The sequence below is a fragment of the Paraburkholderia graminis C4D1M genome, from assembly GCF_000172415.1.
GTDB lineage: Bacteria > Pseudomonadota > Gammaproteobacteria > Burkholderiales > Burkholderiaceae > Paraburkholderia > Paraburkholderia graminis.
The window spans coordinates 23,275-42,539 of record NZ_ABLD01000025.1 but is presented as its reverse complement, the minus strand read 5'-3'; the positions used below and the strand labels follow the sequence as shown (position 1 = coordinate 42,539).

Genomic DNA, 19,265 nt, shown 5'->3' with positions numbered 1-19,265 from the left:
CGCGCCAGGAAAAGCAGTTGTCGCTAGTGGCCGGGCACGCAGATTAACCAGGTCGCATGCGGACAACTGCGTGTCGCAAAACAACGTTACTGGGCAATTCTGGCTGGCGATTCTAAATGCTCATTGGGTTGTTTGTGGAAGTGAACGGGAGAACGGCGATGAGACTGATCAGAAAGATATTGGTGTTGAGCACCCTGAGCGCGGCGCTGGCAGCAAGCAGCGTGAGCGTTTCGGCGGATACGAAGCCGACCATCAAAATCGGCTACGTGGAAGGCTGGGACGACAGCGTGGCGACGTCCAACGTCGCTGCACGCGTGATCGAGAAACGTCTCGGCTATCAGGTTCAACTCGTGCCGGTCGCGGCCGGCGTGATGTGGCAAGGCGTGGCGCGCGGCGATCTCGACGCGACGCTGTCCGCGTGGCTGCCGGTTACGCATGGGGCGTACTGGAACAACTTCAAGGAGAAGGTGGTCGACCTCGGGCCGAACTTTAACGACGCGAAGATCGGTCTGATCGTGCCGGATAATCTCGACGTGAAAACGGTCGGCGATCTCGAAGCGAAGAAAGCGGAATTCGGCTCGCGTATCGTCGGTATCGACGCCGGCGCGGGCGTGATGCAAAAAACCAGCGAGGCCATCAAGGCGTATGGACTCGACTACAAGCTGATGCCCAGTTCGGGCAGCGCAATGACTGCGGAACTCGCGCGTTCGGAAGCGGCGAGCAAGCCGATCATCGTGACCGGCTGGAAACCGCACTGGATGTTCGCGAAGTACAAGCTGAAATTCCTCGAAGATCCGAAGAAGGTATTCGGCGAAGCGGAGCACGTCGATAGCGTCGTGAATCCGGAACTGGAAAAGAAGGCGCCGCAGGTGGTTGCGTTCCTGAAGAAGTTCCAGTGGAAGCCGGGCGAGATCGACAGCGTGATGCTCGCGACGCAAAACGGCGAGAAGCCGACCGCCGCAGCCGATGCGTGGATCGGCGCGCATAGCGATCGGGTGGATAGCTGGGTGAAGTAATCTGCTCTGTTTGCCGATATAGGCGATACGACAAGACGCCGCTTCTTTTCCAGAAGCGGCGTTTTTTTGTGCTGTGATGTTATTGTAGAACGACCGTTCTATCGCCATTGATAAACACACGCCGCTCGATAAACGCTTTCACTGCGCGAGCAAGCGTAATGCATTCGACGTCGCGGCCGGTGGCGAGCAGCCTGTCCGGACTATACGAATGATCGACGCGTTCGACCACTTGCTCGATGATCGGACCTTCGTCGAGATCGTCGGTCACGAAGTGCGCCGTTGCACCGATCAGTTTGACGCCGCGCGCATGCGCCTGGTGATAGGGTTTCGCGCCCTTGAACCCAGGCAAAAACGAGTGGTGAATGTTGATCGCGCGCCCGGCGAGCGCACGGCTCGTCTCGCCCGAAAGAATCTGCATATAGCGCGCGAGAATCATCAGTTCGGCCCCGGAAGTCTCGAACAGATCCAGCAGACGCGCTTCCTGTTGCGGCTTGGTATCGGCCGTAATAGGCAGATGATGAAACGGCAATCCATGTTGCTGCGCGAGTGGCTCGAAATCGCGATGATTCGAGCCGATACCGACAATGTCCATTTTCAGTTCGCCCATTCGCCAGCGGAACAACAGGTCGGCAAGACAGTGCTCGAGCTTCGACACCATGATCAGAACCTTGGGTCGCGTGCCGACATCATGCATCGCCCACTGCATATGAAAGCGCTCGGCAATAGACTCGAATTCGCGTTTGAGCGCCGAGATATTCAGCGTCTCGTTGCTGTTCACGCCGTGAAAGACGCAGCGCACGAAGAAGCGTTCGCTGAGATCGTCGTCGAAAACGGTGAGTTCGTCGATATAACAATGATGCCGGTCGAGAAAGCCGACAACGGCGGCAACCTGGCCCGCGGCGCTCGGACACGCAACGGTGAGAACCAGTTGATCTGGACGGGAATCGGCGGACATGCGCTCTCCACATAGACGATAGGCTCATGCCGCGGACGCGGCATGCATCGTCGCAGTAGAGCAAATCCGTGCGCGAGGCGGATAGAAGCGAATCGCCGTGGCAATGGAACGGGAGCGTCAGAGCGTCCGAGCGTCATTCCGCGTCGAGCCCGCATTCGCCGAGCAGCCATTGGCGGAAAGCGTCGACGGCCGGCGTGGCCGCGCGTTGCGTGACCAGCATATAGCCGCGCTCGGTGACGACCGGTGCATCGAATAGTTCGACGAGCTGCCCCGTTGCAAGCAATTCGTCGATGAGCGGCGCCCAGCCGAGTGCCACGCCCTGGCCCATGATCGCCGCATGCGCGACGAGCGTGAAGCTGTTGAACGTGATGCCGCGATGCGCGGCGGGCGCGACAAGACCATGCGCCGCGAACCAGTCGGCCCATGACAGCCAGCGCGCCGGCTGCGTGGGTTCAAGATGAAGCAGCGGCAGCGTGAGCAGTTCGGAGGGCGACGTGAGCGGCGGATGCGCCGCGAAAAACGCCGGACTGCACACTGGCGTCACACGCTCGGGAAAAAGCTTGACCACGCTGCGTGCATTCCAGTCCGCATGTTCGTCGCCGAATGCAATCGCCACATCGGCCTGATCGTGCGATGGATCGAATACGCTTTGCGACGTAATGATCTTGACATCGACATCGGGCATGAGTGCCTTGAATTGCGAAAGCCGAGGCATGAGCCAATAGGTTGCGAAGCCGAAGTCGGTGGATAGCGTAAGCGTTTGCGGCGTGCGGCGCGCGCGGATTTGGGCGGTGGCAACGCGGATCGTGTCGAGCGCATGACGCACGGCTTCAAAAAGGCGCTCGCCGTCTTCCGTGAGCCGCACGCCACGATGACCGCGCTCGAAAAGCGGCGCGCCCAGCGTTTCTTCCAGTTGCACGATGCGCTGGCTCACTGCCGGCTGCGTGGAGCCCAACTCGCGCGCGGCTGCCGTAAAGCTCGCGAGACGCGCGGCGGATTCGAACATCGTCAATGCCTGCATTGGCGGCAAGCGATCCTGCCTCGACATAACGCCCCCTTATAGGCACATAACGAATTGCCGTCTTCACAGCGCCGAATTGAACGGCAATAGTGATGTTGATGCCGCACGCGCTCCAAGAGCACCGCTCAAATGCGGCTGTTGTTGCAGATGCACCGGCACAGGTACTTGCACTGACATTCATGATTTTATTCGAGGCGCGCTCCAATGCTTGACAGCAAAAAGAATATTCTTATTCTGATGGCCGACCAGATGACTCCGTTCGCGCTCTCCGCGTACGGCCACCCGCTCACCCGAACACCCAACCTCGATCGTCTGGCAAAGCAGGGTGTGGTTTTCGATTCCGCGTACTGCGCGAGCCCGTTATGCGCGCCGTCGCGTTTCTCGTTTCTCTCCGGCAAGCTGCCGTCGGCAATTGGCGCTTACGACAACGCAGCAGAATTTCCGTCGCAAACGCTGACATTCGCGCATTATCTACGCGCGGAAGGCTATCGCACGATTCTCTCCGGCAAGATGCATTTCTGTGGCGCCGATCAGTTGCACGGTTTCGAAGACCGCCTCACTACCGACATTTATCCCGCCGACTTTGGCTGGACACCGAATTGGGACGACTTCGAAGCGCGCCCTACGTGGTATCACAACATGAGTTCCGTGATCGACGCCGGCCCTTGCGTGCGCACCAACCAGCTCGATTTCGACGATGAAGTGACGTTCACCACGCGCCAGAAGCTCTTCGACATCGCGCGCGAACGTCACGCGGGTAAAGATGCGCGGCCGTTCTGCATGGTCGCCTCGCTGACGCATCCACACGATCCGTATGCGATTCCGCAGAAGTACTGGGACATGTACCAGGACGAAGAGATCGACATGCCCACGCACCGCGACTCATTCGACGAAGCCGATCCGCATTCGAAGCGCCTGCGTCACGTTTGCGAAACCGATCGCACGCCGCCGACGGGGCAGCAGATCCGCAACGCACGGCGTGCGTATTACGGCGCAATTTCCTATGTCGACGATCAGTTCGGCGCGATTCTCGAAGCATTGGAAGAGGCCGGGCTCGCGAACGATACGATCATTGTCGTCACTTCCGACCACGGCGAAATGCTCGGCGAGCGCGGACTCTGGTACAAGATGACGTTCTTCGAAGGTGGTTGCCGCGTGCCGCTGATCGTGCATGCGCCGCAGCAATTCGACGCGCATCGTGTGAGTGCTTCGGTATCGCATCTCGATCTGCTGCCCACGCTTGTCGAACTCGCGCGTGGCGAACCACCCGCGGCGTGGCCCGATTCGCTCGACGGACATAGTCTCATGCCGCATCTTCTGGGAGAGCGGGGCGGTCATGATGAAGCGATCGGCGAGTACCTCGCTGAAGGTGCAATTGCACCGATCGTGATGCTTCGGCGCGGGCGCTTCAAGTTCATTCACACGCCGGTCGATCCGGATCAGCTCTATGACGTGCAGGCCGATCCGCTGGAGCGCGCGAATCTCGCATTCAACGCGGAGTACGCCGCTCAGGTCGAAGCATTCCGCAAAGAAATTGCCGCTCGCTGGAATCTCGCCGAGCTGCATCAGGAAGTGCTGCAGAGCCAGCGTCGTCGCCGTTTTCACTTCGCCGCGACCACGCAAGGCACCGTTGCTTCATGGGACTGGCAACCGCTCGTCGATGCAAGCCAGCGCTATATGCGCAACCACATCGACCTCGATACGCTGGAGGCGATGGCGCGCTTTCCCGCGGTCGCGCACTGAGTTGTCCCACTTGTCTTGCACCGCTACGCCCGACGCTCCACGCTAACGATTCACCCACCCACAGGAAGCCGCGATGATGAACAAGCTATTCAAACAGGCCATGTCCGGCGTTGCGCTGCTATGCGCGGCGGCGAGCTTTGCGTCGGCCGCCGAGCCGCAATCGTGCATGCAGGTCAACATGGCGGGGCCGGGATGGACCGACATCGACGCAACGAATGCGATGACCGGCGTCGTGCTGAAGGCGCTCGGCTATAAGCAGAAGGTGGCTAACCTGTCGGTGCCGATTACGTACCAGGGCCTGAAAAAAGGGCAAATCGACGTATTCCTCGGCAACTGGATGCCCGCGCAGGCGCCGGTCGTCAAACCTTTCGAAGAAGAAAAGTCGATCGTGGTCGTGCATCCGAACCTGAGCAATGCGAAGTTCACGCTTGCCGTGCCCGACTATGTGGCGGCGGCCGGCGTCCATTCGTTCGCGGATCTCGCGAAGAATGCCGACAAGTTCGACAGCAAGATATACGGCATTGAACCGGGCGCGCCGGCCAACCAGAACATCAAGAAAATGGTGGATGACAAGGCGTTCGGACTCGATAGCTGGAAAGTCGTGGAATCGAGTGAGACAGGCATGCTCACGCAAGTGGAGCGGGCCGTGCGCGAGAAGAAGTGGATCGTCTTTCTTGCGTGGGAGCCGCATGTGATGAATACGAAGTTCAAACTGTCGTATCTGGACGGAGGCGACAAGTACTTTGGTCCGAACTACGGCGGCGCCACCGTGAACACCGTTGCGCGCAGCGGCTATGCGGAGCAGTGTCCGAATGTCGGCCGTCTTTTCAGGCAACTTACGTTTAACGTCGATTTGGAAAACGGCGTGATTACCGAAGTACTGGAAAAGAAAACCAGTGTCGATGTGGCCGCAACCGAAGCACTCAAGCGTCATCCCGATCTGCTCAAATCGTGGCTCGACGGCGTGAGCACCGCGAATGGCGCCAATGGATTGCAAGCCGTGCAAACAGCGCTCGGTGTGAAATAACAAAGGCCATTGCAATCGCCAGGTCGCGAGGCGACAGATTCATGTCGCATCCAATCGATTCGCCGTAAATCTGGACCCGTATTCTTGACTCGTCGATGCCGGCCTGGCGGAATTTTAATGCTCAACAAATAGCAGCCAGGTCTTATCGACCGGTCTCAACCGGTTTCGAACTGCCCGTCATGCGAGAAATGCCGCACGCCTGAAAGCCGCGCGGCAGGGATCGCTTTATCCAACGAGTTGCGCAGGCATAGAGCAGGGGAGAATTAGATGAAGAAGAGAAATGCCGTCAGTCTTTCGGGACTCGCTATTGCAGCAAGCGCGGTATGTGCGCCAACGGCTGTCCATGCACAAAGCAGCGTCACGCTGTACGGCATTCTGGACGCCGGCATTACGTACGTGAACAACGCCGGTGGTTCCCACCAGGTTAAGTTCGACGACGGCATTTCGTATGGCAACCGGATCGGCTTCAAGGGCGTCGAAGATCTCGGCGGCGGCTTGCAGGCGGTATTCGTACTCGAGTCGGGTTTCCACGTAGGCAATGGACAACTCGGATTCGGTGGCGCTGAGTTCGGACGCCAGGCGTATGTCGGTCTGAAGAACAACTTGGGCACCTTGTCGTTTGGTAACCAGCTCGACATGACCGAAGAATTCGCGTACCTGTACAACATATCCGCGTGGGCAAGCGGTTACGCGATCCACCAGGGCGACTTCGACCGGATGAACGGCGACCGGCTGCCTAACTCGATCAAATTTCTCTCCGCCGATATATCCGGCTTTTCTTTCGGCGGCATGTACTCGTTCGGCAACACGGCCGGCGACGTCCATCAGAAAAGTGCGTGGAGCGTGGGCGCACGCTATGAGCACGGTCCGTTCAACATGGGCGCCGCTTATACGCAGTTGAACAACCCGTTCGGCATCTATGCATTCGATCCGTACGCGATGATCGGCACGCATACTTTCCTCGGCAGGCCGACCGTTTCCGTCGATCCTGCAACCGGCGCGGTTACAGATCTGTATAGCTCGACTTCATTTCCGGTCGACAGGCAGGGCGCGTTTGCAGTCGGCGCCGCTTATACGATCGGCAATGTGATGCTGAGCGGCAACTTCACTTACACGACGATCAAGGGCCTTGGTCAGACCTCGCATATGCAGGTTTATGAAGGCGGCGCTTCGTATACGTTCACGCCGGCGTTGATGCTCTACGGCGGCTATCAGCACACGCGATTCGAAGGAAACCACTGGAATCAGGGCTCGCTCGGGCTTCACTACCTGTTGTCGAAACGCACGGATGTGTACATCTCGGGCGATTATCTGCGCGCATCGGATGGTGTGAATGCGGTGATCGGCTATAGCTTCACGCCGTCGTCGACCAGCACGCAGGCTGATGTGCGCATCGGCATGCGCCATTCGTTCTGAAGCGGCGCGGCGGATTTCTGTGAGCGGGAATCCGCCTGGATTTAGCCGTTAATTTGCAGCCGTCGAAGACAGAGCGCAATGCGTCGCACCATCGCGGCTCGTACGCTTGACCTCGATCAAGAGCGCCCACGTCTTCTGACCGATGATGTCGTTACGACTTTAATCATCGCGTTGGAGGACATCATGACTAGCTCGGACGGCAGGATGTTATTTTCGGCGATCGCCGTTTTTGTGGCGCTCGGGGGCATAGGGGTGTCGATCCGCGGCTTGCTGTTCGACGAGCCGTCATTTTTTCGTTATGGCATTGCCGGTGTGGTCGGCGGCGTTGCGTGCTTCGTGTGGCTACTCAATTCCGCACGCGACGGCAACTCGTGATCGCCTGACTGCGTAGCGGCCGCTTGCTCACATCAGCGGCGCTCCGAGCATTGCCCCCAAGCATTGCCACCACCAGCGGCCAGACCCCGCTCTGACGCTGTCTCCTCATCACCAATACATTCAACATGCCAGTGCCCGTTTCGACGAGCGCATAGGCGGGCGCCTCCTCGCGCCGTCCGTTGCCAGTCGTTCTTTCCGCCACGAGCGTTGCACTAAATCAAACGATGCGCACGGTGCGCGGCCCTGCGACCTCGTTGACGCAGGTCAATCGTCAGATGCGGATACGCGCTCATGATTCTCTCATCGACTCGCTGCTCCAGGTGGCTTTCGCTGCCGCAACGGTCGACGGAAACGTGCAGATCGGGCGGAGGCAAACATGTACGCACACATCGTGGTGGCACTCGACGGCAGCGACGCAGCCAAGCGCGCGCTGAGCGAAGCGATTCAGTTGACGAAGCTCTCGCGCGGCAGGTCGGAACCACGCTGCTCGATGGCGCACAGAAACAGATGCGCGAGATGGACGTCGTGGGCGACACGGAGATCGTGGAAACCCGGGGCATCGCCGAAGACATCGCCGGCACGTTGCTGCGCTTCGTTCAGTGGAGCGGCGCGGACCTTGTTGTGATGGGCACTCACGGACGGCGCGGATTGCGGCGCATGGTGATCGGCAGCGTTGCCGAGCGTTTCGTCCGCCATGCGACGTGCCCCGTTCTGCTGGTTCGCGAGCCCACTGACGCAAAGCGCGAGGCGCCGCTTTGACACAATCCGGCCGCTCGTCTCTCTGATCATTGGAGTCATCTCGTGAAAGCACTGGTTTATCACGGCGCCGGAAAAAAATCGCTCGACAAGCGGCCGATGCCGGAACTCGCGTCGCCCACCGACGCCATCGTCAAGGTGACACGCACGACGATCTGCGGCACCGACCTGCATATCCTGAAGGGCGATGTCCCCACCTGCGAGCCGGGGCGCATTCTCGGCCATGAAGGAGTGGGAATCGTCTATCAGGTTGGCGCTGCCGTGAGCACGCTGAAAGCGGGTGACCCTGTGCTCATCTCGTGCATTTCGTCGTGTGGCAAGTGCGACTACTGCCGGCGCGGAATGTACTCACACTGCGCGACGGGCGGATGGATTCTTGGCAACAGGGTCGACGGCACGCAAGCGGAGTACGTGCGCATTCCTCACGCCGAAACAAGCTTGTACCGCATTCCCCAAGGCGCGGACGAAGAGGCGCTAGTGATGCTTTCCGACATCCTGCCGACCGGCTTTGAATGCGGTGTTCTCAACGGCAAGGTTGAACCGGGAAGCACGGTGGCGATTGTCGGCGCGGGGCCGATCGGGCTCGCGTCGCTGCTTACCGCGCAGTTCTATTCGCCGGCGCAGATAGTGATGATCGACCGCGACCCTTACCGTCTGGAAGTGGCGTCGCGCTTCGGGGCGACGGCGTGCATCGATAGCGGCGTCGACGATCCGGTGGCAAAGCTCATGAAGCTCACCGCCGGAACGAGCGCGGATTGCGTGATCGAGGCCGTGGGTGTGCCCGAGACTTTCGAGTTATGCCAGGCGCTGGTGGCGCCTGGCGGCGTCATCGCCAATGTGGGCGTGCATGGCGTAAAGGCGGATCTGCATCTGGAATCGCTGTGGGATCGCAACATCTCGATCACGACGCGTCTCGTCGATACGGTCAGTACGCCGATGCTGTTAAAGACCGTGCACGCCGGCCGGCTCAGCGCCGCGAGCCTGATCACGCATCGCTTCAAGCTCGACGATGTACTGAAAGCCTACGAGACTTTCGGCGATGCGGCCCGATCGCATGCGTTGAAGGTCATCATCGAAGTGGCGTAAAGGCTCGTTGAATCGTCTGCCGGCATGCATGCCTCGCCGACATGATCCACGTCAAACAGAACGGTGCCGCACACGCCTAACCTTGAATAGCACAGGGGTTTGCCGCGTTGCCCCTCGATTCAACGCCCAACCTTCAGGAGGCTTACCATGCGCGCATCCGATGTCATGACCCACACCGTTGTCTCGGCCACGCCCGACATGACCATTCGTCAGGTCGCCAAGATGTTTGTCGATAACGGCATCAGCGGCGCGCCAGTGCTGGATACGGACGGCAGCATCGTCGGCATCATCAGCGAAGGCGATCTGCTTCGCCGCAGCGAGATCGGAACCGACGAGACCAGGCGCGCGTCGTGGCTCGATTTCTGGTCCGCGAGGCACGAGGCGCGCGATTACGTCAAGACGCATGCGGCCAAGGTGAGCGATGTGATGACGACCGATGTGGTGACTGTGCAGCCTGACACGCCGCTTGGCGAAGTTGCGGGCATTCTCGAAGCACGGCACGTCAAACGCGTGCCTGTGACGGAACGGGGACAGGTGGTCGGCATCGTGAGTCGTGCCAATCTCGTCCAGGCGCTCGCGAGCGTGCCCGATGAACCGGTGTCGGACGCCACGCTCTCGGACGCCGAAATCCGCGCGGTCCTCATGGGTGAACTGGCGGGGCGCAGATGGGGCTTTGCCGGCCGCAATATCGTGGTGACAGACGGCGTCGTGCATCTTTGGGGCGTTTTCCAGTCGGCCGACGCAGTGGATGCCGTGCGCGTGGCGGCGCAGAACATACCCGGCGTCAAGCGTGTGGAAGATCACACCGAGCCGTATCAGATGATGCCTGGCATCTAGTAGCGGAAAGTAGCTCCGTACTTCTGCGCGTGCCCGATACCCGCGTCGCCTGCGATACGAACTGCCGCTAGGCCGCGGCCTTCAGTCGCTCGTCAGGCGCGGCGCCAGAGGCGGGAAACGATACTTCCACGGCGAGTCCGCGGCTCTCGAGGCCGGGCCCGAAGCGCACGGTCGCGCCAAAGTGTTCCGCGATGCGCGCGACAATCGAGAGGCCAAGACCGCTGCCGGTCGCCTGGTTGCCGGTGGCGCGAAAGAACCGGTTGGTCAGACGCGCGACGTCCGCCGACGCCACACCGGGGCCGTCGTCGCGCACGGTCACGACAACGCGATTATCGAGCGGCTCGTTCATGCTCCTGACCGCAATTTCGATGTTGCCGCCCTCGCTTCCGTACTTGATTGCGTTGTCCACTAAATTGTCGAACAGGATACCGATCAGCACAGGCTCCGCATTGATTTCGGCCTGCATGTCGCAGTCGAGCATCGCGCGCATGTTTTTTTGCTGCAGGTTGCCGGCGTTGGCCAGCACGGCATCCTTGGCGAGCGCGCCAGGCGCGAGCGGTGCCTTCGACAGTTTTTCATGCATGTCCAGACGTGCGAGCAGCAGCAATTGCTCGGCGAGCCGCGCGCTGCGATCCACGCCTTGCACGACGCGCTCCATCGCGAGTCGCTGCCGCGCCGGGTCCGGCTCGGCGAGCGCAACCTGTGCCTGAACCTTGATGGCGGCCAGCGGCGTCTTCAGTTCGTGAGCGGCGTCGGCGGTAAACGCGCGTTCACGTTCGAGCGAATGGTGCAGACGCGAGAGCAGCAGATTGAGCGCGTCGACGAGCGGGCGCACCTCGGTCGGCGCGTCGCCGATTTCGACAGGCTCCAGGCGGTTGATATGTCGCGAGCGGATTGCATCCGACAGCACGCGCAGCGGCGCAAGGCTCCAGCCGATGCTGAACCACACGAGCAACGCGAGGACCGGCAGCGCAATCAGGGCAGGGCGCGCGATACGGCTCGCCACTCCGCTGACCAGATCGCTGCGCGTATTGGCCTGCTCGAATACGCGTACCGTGTGGCCCAGCGCCGTGCCGCGCAGCGTGAACGAGTGATACGTCTGACCGCCTAGCACGACGTCTTGCGTGCCCGTGACCGCCGGCAGCGGCAGGTCCCATGCACCGAGCGCGCGCAGGGCAGGGCTGCCGGCAATCACGTCGCCGTCGCGCGTGCGCACCTGAAAGAGCGCGTCGCGCGGCAGCGAGTCGTCGTCGTCGTTCTCGCTCGCACTGGTCGCGCCGCCTCTTTCTTCCTCGCGCACGTCGATGTGCGCGTTGGCAAGCGTGGCGAGGTTGGCCCGATCGAGAAGCGCGAGCACCTGCGCGACTTCCGCGAGGCGCGCTTCTTCCCATTCGCCGACTTCGTGCGTGGCCTCACGATAACTCGACGCAAGCGCAATCGCCCAGACCGCCGCGATGCTGCCGAGCACGAGCAGCATGAGCCGCCTGCGAATGGATGCGCTCATTTACTCTTTCTCCACCACATAGCCGATATTGCGCACGGTTCGTATGAGCTTTGCGCCAAGCTTTCTCCGAAGGTTCGAGATGTGCACCTCGATTGCATTGCTTTCGATTTCCTGCTGCCAGCCATACAGGCTTTCTTCGAGCCGCGAACGCGACTGCGGAATGCCCTGGTTGGTCAGCAATTGCAGCAGGATTGCCCATTCGCGCGACGTGAGCGGCACCCGCGTGCCGGCAAGCTGGGCCGTTTGCGCCGCGGGGTTCACCGTGAGATCGCCATAGCAGATCAGCTCGACGCTGCGGCCTTGCGCGCGGCGAAGCAGGGCGCGGCAACGGGCCGTCAGTTCCGTGAGGTCGAAGGGCTTGCCCAGGTAATCGTCCGCGCCGGCCTCCAGACCGCTGACGCGGTCTACCACCGTGCCGCGTGCCGTCAGCACAAGCACGGGCACGTCGTTGCCGGCGTCGCGGATTCGCTTGAGCAGATCCATGCCGGACACGCGCGGCAGGCCGAGATCGAGTACGACGAGCGCGTAGCTCGTGGTGTCCAGCGCGAGGCCGGCTTTATGGCCGTCGCGCGCCCAGTCGACCGTGAAACCCGCCTGACGCAGACCCGCTTCGACCCCGCAGCCGATCAGGTCGTCGTCTTCAACCAGTAGTACACGCATGGGACGCAAATTCCGTTGAGTGTTGTGATAGTGATTGCAATGCATCGCGGAAAAGCGGCGCTGGAGTCCGCAGTTTAACCGCGCTGGCATCGCATGCATTACCGGTATGCGAATGGATTGTGCTTGCCCGCTTGAGCGGCCTTCCTTGACAAAGACCGGCTATTGATACGAACCTTATGCCCCCTCAGCAAGCGACGAACGCAATCGACATTCGGCTGCACATTACCTGCAAGACCTTGAGCACATGAATACCTATGCCGATAAGCATTTCGTTTGAAGTCCTGGAGGTGCTGGACGCGATCGACCGTACGGGCACGTTCGCTGAAGCTGCGGAAACGTTGCATCGCGTTCCTTCGTCGCTAACGTACCTCGTGCAAAAACTGGAAAGCGACATGCAGGTCGAGCTTTTCGACCGCAGCGGCAGACGGGCGAAACTCACGGAGGCAGGGCGCTTTCTTATCGATGAAGGGCGTCAGCTTCTGGCAGCCGCCCGGCATCTCGAAGCGAAAACGAAGGGCATACAGAGCGGTTGGGAAAGCGAGTTGCGAATATGTCTGGATGCGATTCTGCCGTCCGCATCGTTATGGCCGCATGTTCGTGCTTTTTATGACCTTGGAATGGTGACGCAGTTGCGCCTTTCGACCGAGGTGCTTGGCGGCGTATGGGACGCGCTGGTGACGCAGCGCGCCGATCTCGCGGTGGGCGCATTCGGCGAGCCGCCGCATGCATCGAATATTGCAGCCCGGCCGATCGGCACCCTTCGCCATGTGTTCGTCGTTGCGCCCGACCATCCGCTTGCCGATTTGCCGCAGCCGCTGGAAAGCGCGGCAATCGCGCGATACAGGGGCGTCGTGATAAGCGACACGTCCCGGCAATTGCAGCCTCAATCGGTCGCAAGGCACGACGGACAGAGCGTGATCGTCGTGCCCACACTCGCAGCCAAGGTCGAAGCGCTGTGCGAAGGTATCGCTGTCGGCATGTTGCCCGATCGCGTGGCGGAAGGCCCGATAAGCGAAGGCAAGCTCGTGACGCGACGCGTCGCGGGCGTGCGTGAATATACAAATTGCTATCTCGCGTGGCGCGAAGACAAAATGGGCCGCGCGTTGGAGTGGTGGATCGCTCAGCTCGACAAACCGGATCTGGTCGAGCGATTTTTTGGGGCGTTGCCGCCGCGTTGATGCATCATTGACGGCATCTCATCCATCGGAGCGTTCCCGTCATCATGAAGGCACTTAGATTTGCGCAGTTCGGTCAGCCGGACGTCTTGTTCGTCGACGAAGTTCCGGCGCCCTCGGCCGGTGCAGACACCGCAATTGTTCAGGTGCGGGCGGCATCCATCAATCCGAGCGACGTAAAGAATGTCGGCGGCCGAATGAGCCAGACGACGCTGCCGCGCACGCCGGGGCGCGACTATTCGGGCATCGTTATCGACGGCCCGCAGGAATGGCTCGGCGTGGAAGTGTGGGGCTCGGGCGATGCCGGCTTTACCTATGACGGCACACACGCTGAGCAGATCGCGGTGCCCGTCGCGAGCCTTTGTCGCAAGCCGGGCAACCTGTCGCACGAACAGGCGGCGGCGATCGGCGTCAACTTCGTGACCGCGTGGTGCGCGATAGTCGAAGCGGCGCAGGTCACGAACGCGGACACGGTGGCGATCATCGGGCTGGGCGGCGTAGGCGGCGCGGCGGCGCAGATCGCGCGGCGCATTGGGGCAACGGTGATTGGCGTGACGCGAGGCGCGCGCATGAACCCGTATGTCGATGCCGCCGTCGACAGCCTCGGCGATACCGTCGCGCAGTTGCGTGCAGCGAGCGATGGCGGCGCATCCGTCGTGTTCGATACGGTGGGCGGCTCGATGTTCGAAACGGCCGTCAAAATGCTCGCGCTGCGTGGACGTCTGATCGAAATCTCGGCGACGGATCGTCGTCAGGTGAGCTTTGACCTGGCCGATTTTTATCACAATGAAAGCCGGCTAATGGGTGTCGATTCGCTCAAGCGGGACCTCACCGCGGCCGCCAGGATTCTCGAAGACTTGCGCGCAGGGTTCGAGGAGGGCAGTTATCAGGCGCCCGCGATCGCCAGAACGTATGCACTCGACGATGCCGTCGCGGCTTACCGTGCCGTCGACGCGGGCACGTCGGGACGCATCGTGTTGAGCCTGTGAAAGCCGCGCTGTGAAAGCCGCAGCGGCGCGACGTCAGTCTAGCTGCGGACCCAGTCATCAGGCGCTTCGAAGGTCTTGATCACGCGTGCCGGTATGCCGCCGGCGAGGCTCCTGGGAGGAATTGCGCCGGTGACAATCGATCCGGCCGCAATGACACTGTGGTCGCCGATAGAAGCGCCTGCCAGAACCATCGAGTTCGCACCGATCCACACGTTGTTGCCGATTGAAACCGATGCCTCGGTTAGCGGTTCATCCGGGCATACCTGATGAAAGTGCGTGTCGTAGATATAGACCATGTCCGCGACCTTCACGGAGTGGCCGATCTTGATCGATTTCGCGGCGCATAAAACGACACCGTCGTTGAATAGTGCGTTGTCGCCGACTTCGAGTACGGCATCCTGGAGCACCGTGAATTGCTGCCGAAGACGAAACGAGCGGAAGCAACAATTCTCTCCGAGCGTGACGCGTCCTTTGCCGGCGAAATCGGGAAAGTATCCGTCGACTATGGGTCGTCCCGCACATTGGATGGTCCGCGGTTTGACTAGCGAATAAAGGAGTCCCTTGAGGCTGGATCTTTTCAAAATACTTCTGAGGTCCATTTCTTTGACTCCTCCGAGTAATGCGTCAACGATAGGGAACTCGATATGGAAAATCGGGCCTTCGATGGTTGCGTTTTGGGGATGCGATTCTGGCGTGACTCATTTGTTCACGCCGGGACAGGTTGCGGTATGGGAACCGGCCGGTCGCGGTATCGATATGCGGAACAGGTGAGTATACCAGTGCCTTCGGAGGCGGCTGAGTTGGCGGCTGAGTTCGCGACGACAGGCGGTGTCACCAGGTGCCCGTCGCGCTTCGCAGCCGCACCTACGCGCGAGCACCTGGACCAGTTCCACGTCGGCGGGATCGATGCTTTTCCAATAGTCATTCGCAAGGCCGCTTACCGTCGGTTTCCTCGGAGCGCATGGGACTAAGGTCCAATGGCGGCGGTGGTTCGAAGGTTGTAGCGTGAGCAGCAGCGGTCTGGCTGTTCTGTTTCATCACGATCAGCACATCGCGGCTCACCTGTACCGGAGGAAAACATGGGCCCTGCAATCGTGGATGTAGCCGAACAAGCACGCCTGAACGATGCGCGCGAGACGAACGTGCCGTGGAAGAAGTGGGGGCCCTACATCAGCGAGCGGCAGTGGGGCACGGTGCGTGAAGACTACAGTGACAACGGCGATGCGTGGAACTACTTCACCCATGACCATGCGCGTTCGCGCGCCTACAGGTGGGGCGAGGACGGGCTAGGCGGATTGTGTGACGATCAGCAGCGGCTGTGTTTTGCGCTGGCGTTATGGAATGGGCAGGACGCCATCTTGAAGGAGCGCCTGTTCGGCCTCACCAACAGTGAGGGCAATCATGGCGAGGACGTGAAGGAGTATTACTTCTATGTCGACAGCACGCCCACGCATTCGTACATGAAGTACCTTTATAAATATCCTCAGCGCGAATATCCGTACCGGGATCTCGTCCAGACGAATCGCCAAAGATCGCGCGAAGAGATGGAATACGAACTGCTGGACACCGGCATCTTCGACGATGACCGCTATTTCGACGTATTCGTGGAATACGCGAAGGCCGCTCCGGAAGACATCCTCGTGCGGATTACCGTGCACAACCGCGGACCCGAGACCGCACCGTTACGCGTTCTGCCGACACTCTGGTTCCGCAATACATGGTCATGGGGCGAGGACGAGCGCAAGCCGTCCGTGCAGGATGCGGGCGCTGGCGTCATCCGGGCCGCGCACCACGATCTGGGCGAATACTGGCTTCACTGCGAAGGCGCACCAGAGACGCTTTTCACCGAAAACGAAAGCAATACGCAGCGCCTGTGGGATCAGTCCAACGCGTCGCGCTACGTCAAGGATGCGTTCCACGCGTACGTTGTCTCGGGACAGCGCGACGCGGTGAATCCGGAGAGAACCGGAACCAAGGCAGCGGCCCATTACAGCTGCGAGGTGCCTGGTGGCGGCAGCGCGACCATCCGCTTGCGCCTTGCGCCATCCAGACTCGACGACGCCTTCGGCGGCTTCGAGCAGATCTTCGATAGCCGCCTCGCCGATGCCAACGAGTTCTACGAGCGCATTACGCCCAGATCGCTGTCCGAAGACCAGCGCCGGGTGCATCGTCAGGCGTTGGCAGGCATGCTCTGGGGCAAGCAGTACTATTACTTCGATCTCGAACTGTGGCTTCGCGAGCATGGCAGCCATCCTTTGCTCGACTCCGCGCGGCGTGATGTGCGCAATACCGAGTGGTTTCACATGTTGAACGCCGACGTGATCTCGATGCCGGACAAGTGGGAGTACCCGTGGTACGCGGCCTGGGACCTGGCCTTTCACACGATCGCGCTGGCGCAGGTCGATTTCGACTTCGCGAAGGAGCAGTTGCTGCTGATGCTGCGCAGCCTGTACGTGCACCCGAGCGGGCAAATTCCCGCCTACGAATGGAATTTCAGCGATGTGAATCCGCCGGTGCACGCCGCCGCCACGCTGTGGCTGTACAAGTATGAGAAAGAACTGGGACGAGCCGACCCGCGTTTCCTGGAGCGCTCGTTTCAGGGGCTGATGCTCAACTTTAACTGGTGGGTCAATCGCAAGGACCCCTCGGGCCGCAATGTATTCGCCGGCGGCTTTCTCGGTCTCGACAACATCGGCGTGTTCGACCGCAGCGCGGAACTGCCGACGGGCGGGGCGCTAGAACAGGCGGACGGCACCGCATGGATGGCGTTTTACTGCCAGACCATGCTGGAGATGGCGATCAATCTGACCGAGTACGACCCGCTCTACGAGGAGGTCGCCTTCAAGTTCGTTCAGCATTTCATGTGGATCGCCTATGCGATGGACCGACGCGGCGAACACGAAGACGAGATGTGGGACGAGCAGGACGGCTTTTTCTATGATCTGCTGCGCCTGCCCGACGGCAAGACGACGCGGCTGAAGATCAGGTCGCTGGTCGGGCTGCTGCCGCTGTGCGCGTCGACGGTGTTCGAGGCGCACTCTCTCGAGCGCATGCCCAGGCTCGCCGCGCTGATCGCGCAGTTTCGCAAACGCTACCCCGAATTGATCGCGCAGATTGCCCCGACCGACACCGGCTTCATCGGCTATAACCAGCGCAGGCTGCTGTCCATTCTGAACAGGCGCAAGCTGGAACGGGTGCTGCGCTATATGCTCGACGAGAACGAATTCCTCGGGCCGCACGGCATCCGTTCGCTCTCCCTGTATCACCTGGAACATCCTTATGCGATCAACGTCGGCGGACAGGAGTACAAGGTGCAATACCTGCCGGCCGAATCGAATACCGGCATGTTCGGCGGCAATTCCAACTGGCGCGGACCGGTGTGGATGCCGGTCAACCTGCTGATCGTCCGCGCGCTGGTGAACCTGTACAGTTTTTTCGGCGATGACTTCAAGGTCGAATGCCCCACCGGCTCCGGGCAGCAGATGACGCTCTTCGAAGTGGCGCAGGAGATTGTTCGTCGTCTGACCGGCACGTTTCTGCGCAATGCGGAAGGCAAACGACCGGTCTACGGCGGAACGGAAAAATTCCAGAGCGATCCTCACTGGCGCGACCTGATTTCGTTTTACGAGTACTTTCACGGTGACAACGGCGCGGGCCTCGGAGCCAGTCACCAAACCGGCTGGACGGGCCTCGTCGCGCCGCTGCTCGATCTGTTCGGGCGCGTCGACGCGAAGACCGCGCTGGAAATCGATCGTGCACGCGTGATGTCGCAAGTCGTCAGGGGGCAGGTGGGCGGAGAAGAGACCGGTGGATAGTGAGCGAGGCAAAGTGCCCGAGGTATGTCGCCGGTTTGCAGAAATTTGTTCTGACCAGCGGGCCTTAAACAAAGGCTCGGGCGCTCTCAAGAACAATTTTCCCACGACGGTTTGGGCAAAAAATTGTTCTTTAGACAGCAATTGCATAAATTTGTAGATTTCCCCAAGTGCCCGTGTTCCATGCGTCCGCTTGAACTCTTCCAGCCCAACGCTATTGTCGATCGTCAACCATTTTTGAGCCACCGACGTCCGTTCGCCCGGGCTGCGCTGCGGATGCTGTTTCCGAGCCCTTAATCGTTCTGATTGTCGGCGGCATGAGCATCGATACACCGCATTCGCAACGCCGGACGACGGGATTGCTGAAAAGTAGAGCCGCGGGTGCGGTTGCCTCCAGCAGCGGAGATCCGAACTCCGCATCGAAGATATGCAAGCAAAGCCGGCGCAATGACAATCGTTGCTAAGAGCCGTTGTCAACAGCCGGATGACCAGCGAGTCTGAGACATCTAGATTTTTCATGACCTTTGCGGACGTTAGACATCCACGAGTATCGGTTCCGCGCGCACCGCTATCGGGCACATGAATGCCTCCGCGCCTATCGGCAGACGTCGAGTAAGCCCGATGGAGGAAACTGCGGAATGCCCCGATGCGGGCCTGAAGGCTTCGCGGCAGTGGCGATTGATAGGCCGGGGTGCTTAGCGGTGTCGGATGCAGCGCGTTCAGGCGGGATAGGCGTCGAGTTGTCCCGCGCTGTCAGCGTCGAAACGAGAAAAGGTAAATTGCACCGGGCGGCGTCGACCTGCGAACAGACCAAGATGATGGCTTTGCGCGACAGATTGCATGCGATCCAGTTCGGCATCGTCGCGGGCGTGCCGGCACATGAGCACGACGGC

Annotated in this window: 15 protein-coding genes and 1 pseudogene; 11 read left to right on the top strand and 5 right to left on the bottom strand. The window is 60.6% G+C overall.

Annotated features, from left to right (window positions below):
• Positions 1-158: 158 nt before the first annotated feature.
• Entirely contained in the window at positions 159-1,016 is an 858-nt protein-coding gene (locus BGRAMDRAFT_RS27485; protein WP_006052163.1) for a glycine betaine ABC transporter substrate-binding protein, read from the top strand.
• 79 nt (positions 1,017-1,095) lie between these two features.
• On the opposite strand, the gene purU is transcribed toward BGRAMDRAFT_RS27485, so the two are convergent.
• Positions 1,096-1,971, bottom strand: coding sequence for a formyltetrahydrofolate deformylase (purU, locus tag BGRAMDRAFT_RS27480; RefSeq protein ID WP_006052162.1), 876 nt, complete (start codon positions 1,969-1,971; stop codon positions 1,096-1,098).
• A gap of 133 nt (positions 1,972-2,104) precedes the next feature.
• The gene (locus tag BGRAMDRAFT_RS27475; RefSeq protein WP_006052161.1) at positions 2,105-3,019 is read right to left on the bottom strand and encodes a choline sulfate utilization transcriptional regulator; all 915 of its coding nucleotides are present in this window, start codon (positions 3,017-3,019) and stop codon (positions 2,105-2,107) included.
• A gap of 177 nt (positions 3,020-3,196) precedes the next feature.
• Here BGRAMDRAFT_RS27475 and betC point away from each other — a divergent pair, with 177 nt between their 5' ends.
• The 7 genes and pseudogenes from betC to BGRAMDRAFT_RS27435 all read left to right on the top strand — a co-directional run bounded on the left by betC (position 3,197) and on the right by BGRAMDRAFT_RS27435 (position 10,232).
• Positions 3,197-4,735, top strand: coding sequence for a choline-sulfatase (gene betC, locus BGRAMDRAFT_RS27470; RefSeq protein ID WP_006052160.1), 1,539 nt, complete (start codon positions 3,197-3,199; stop codon positions 4,733-4,735).
• 73 nt (positions 4,736-4,808) lie between these two features.
• Positions 4,809-5,762, top strand: coding sequence for a choline ABC transporter substrate-binding protein (locus tag BGRAMDRAFT_RS27465; protein WP_006052159.1), 954 nt, complete (start codon positions 4,809-4,811; stop codon positions 5,760-5,762).
• A 267-nt stretch (positions 5,763-6,029) separates the two neighbouring features.
• A complete protein-coding gene (locus tag BGRAMDRAFT_RS27460) occupies positions 6,030-7,178 on the top strand; it encodes a porin (RefSeq protein WP_006052158.1) in 1,149 nt (382 codons plus the stop codon).
• 78 nt (positions 7,179-7,256) lie between these two features.
• Positions 7,257-7,553 (top strand): DUF2964 family protein, encoded by a 297-nt coding sequence (locus BGRAMDRAFT_RS36025; RefSeq protein ID WP_322789610.1) that lies wholly within the window; start codon positions 7,257-7,259, stop codon positions 7,551-7,553.
• Positions 7,554-7,929: 376 nt separating this feature from the next.
• Positions 7,930-8,312, top strand: a pseudogene (locus BGRAMDRAFT_RS34065) (universal stress protein).
• A gap of 42 nt (positions 8,313-8,354) precedes the next feature.
• Positions 8,355-9,395, top strand: coding sequence for a zinc-dependent alcohol dehydrogenase family protein (locus BGRAMDRAFT_RS27440; protein ID WP_006052155.1), 1,041 nt, complete (start codon positions 8,355-8,357; stop codon positions 9,393-9,395).
• A 147-nt stretch (positions 9,396-9,542) separates the two neighbouring features.
• Positions 9,543-10,232, top strand: a complete 690-nt coding sequence (locus tag BGRAMDRAFT_RS27435; protein WP_006052154.1) for a CBS domain-containing protein — start codon at positions 9,543-9,545, stop codon at positions 10,230-10,232.
• A gap of 67 nt (positions 10,233-10,299) precedes the next feature.
• Here the strand turns inward: BGRAMDRAFT_RS27435 and BGRAMDRAFT_RS27430 are convergent, their stop codons facing one another.
• Positions 10,300-11,736 carry an ATP-binding protein gene (locus BGRAMDRAFT_RS27430; protein WP_006052153.1) on the bottom strand — a complete coding sequence of 479 codons (1,437 nt, stop codon included), beginning with the start codon at positions 11,734-11,736 and terminating at the stop codon, positions 10,300-10,302.
• Entirely contained in the window at positions 11,737-12,396 is a 660-nt protein-coding gene (locus BGRAMDRAFT_RS27425; protein ID WP_006052152.1) for a response regulator, read from the bottom strand.
• A gap of 254 nt (positions 12,397-12,650) precedes the next feature.
• Between BGRAMDRAFT_RS27425 and BGRAMDRAFT_RS27420 the strand changes: the two genes are divergently transcribed.
• Both BGRAMDRAFT_RS27420 and BGRAMDRAFT_RS27415 read left to right on the top strand, forming a co-directional pair.
• Positions 12,651-13,574 (top strand): LysR family transcriptional regulator, encoded by a 924-nt coding sequence (locus tag BGRAMDRAFT_RS27420; RefSeq protein WP_006052151.1) that lies wholly within the window; start codon positions 12,651-12,653, stop codon positions 13,572-13,574.
• A 44-nt stretch (positions 13,575-13,618) separates the two neighbouring features.
• On the top strand, positions 13,619-14,560 hold the full coding sequence (locus tag BGRAMDRAFT_RS27415) for a quinone oxidoreductase family protein (protein ID WP_006052150.1): 942 nt from the start codon (positions 13,619-13,621) through the stop codon (positions 14,558-14,560).
• Between the two features lie 38 nt (positions 14,561-14,598).
• Here the strand turns inward: BGRAMDRAFT_RS27415 and BGRAMDRAFT_RS27410 are convergent, their stop codons facing one another.
• Complete coding sequence (locus BGRAMDRAFT_RS27410; RefSeq protein WP_006052149.1) at positions 14,599-15,159, bottom strand: acyltransferase; 561 nt, start codon at positions 15,157-15,159, stop codon at positions 14,599-14,601.
• A gap of 480 nt (positions 15,160-15,639) precedes the next feature.
• On the opposite strand from BGRAMDRAFT_RS27410, the gene BGRAMDRAFT_RS27405 reads away from it, so the two are divergent.
• The gene (locus BGRAMDRAFT_RS27405; RefSeq protein ID WP_006052148.1) at positions 15,640-18,375 is read left to right on the top strand and encodes an MGH1-like glycoside hydrolase domain-containing protein; all 2,736 of its coding nucleotides are present in this window, start codon (positions 15,640-15,642) and stop codon (positions 18,373-18,375) included.
• Positions 18,376-19,265 lie beyond the last annotated feature (890 nt).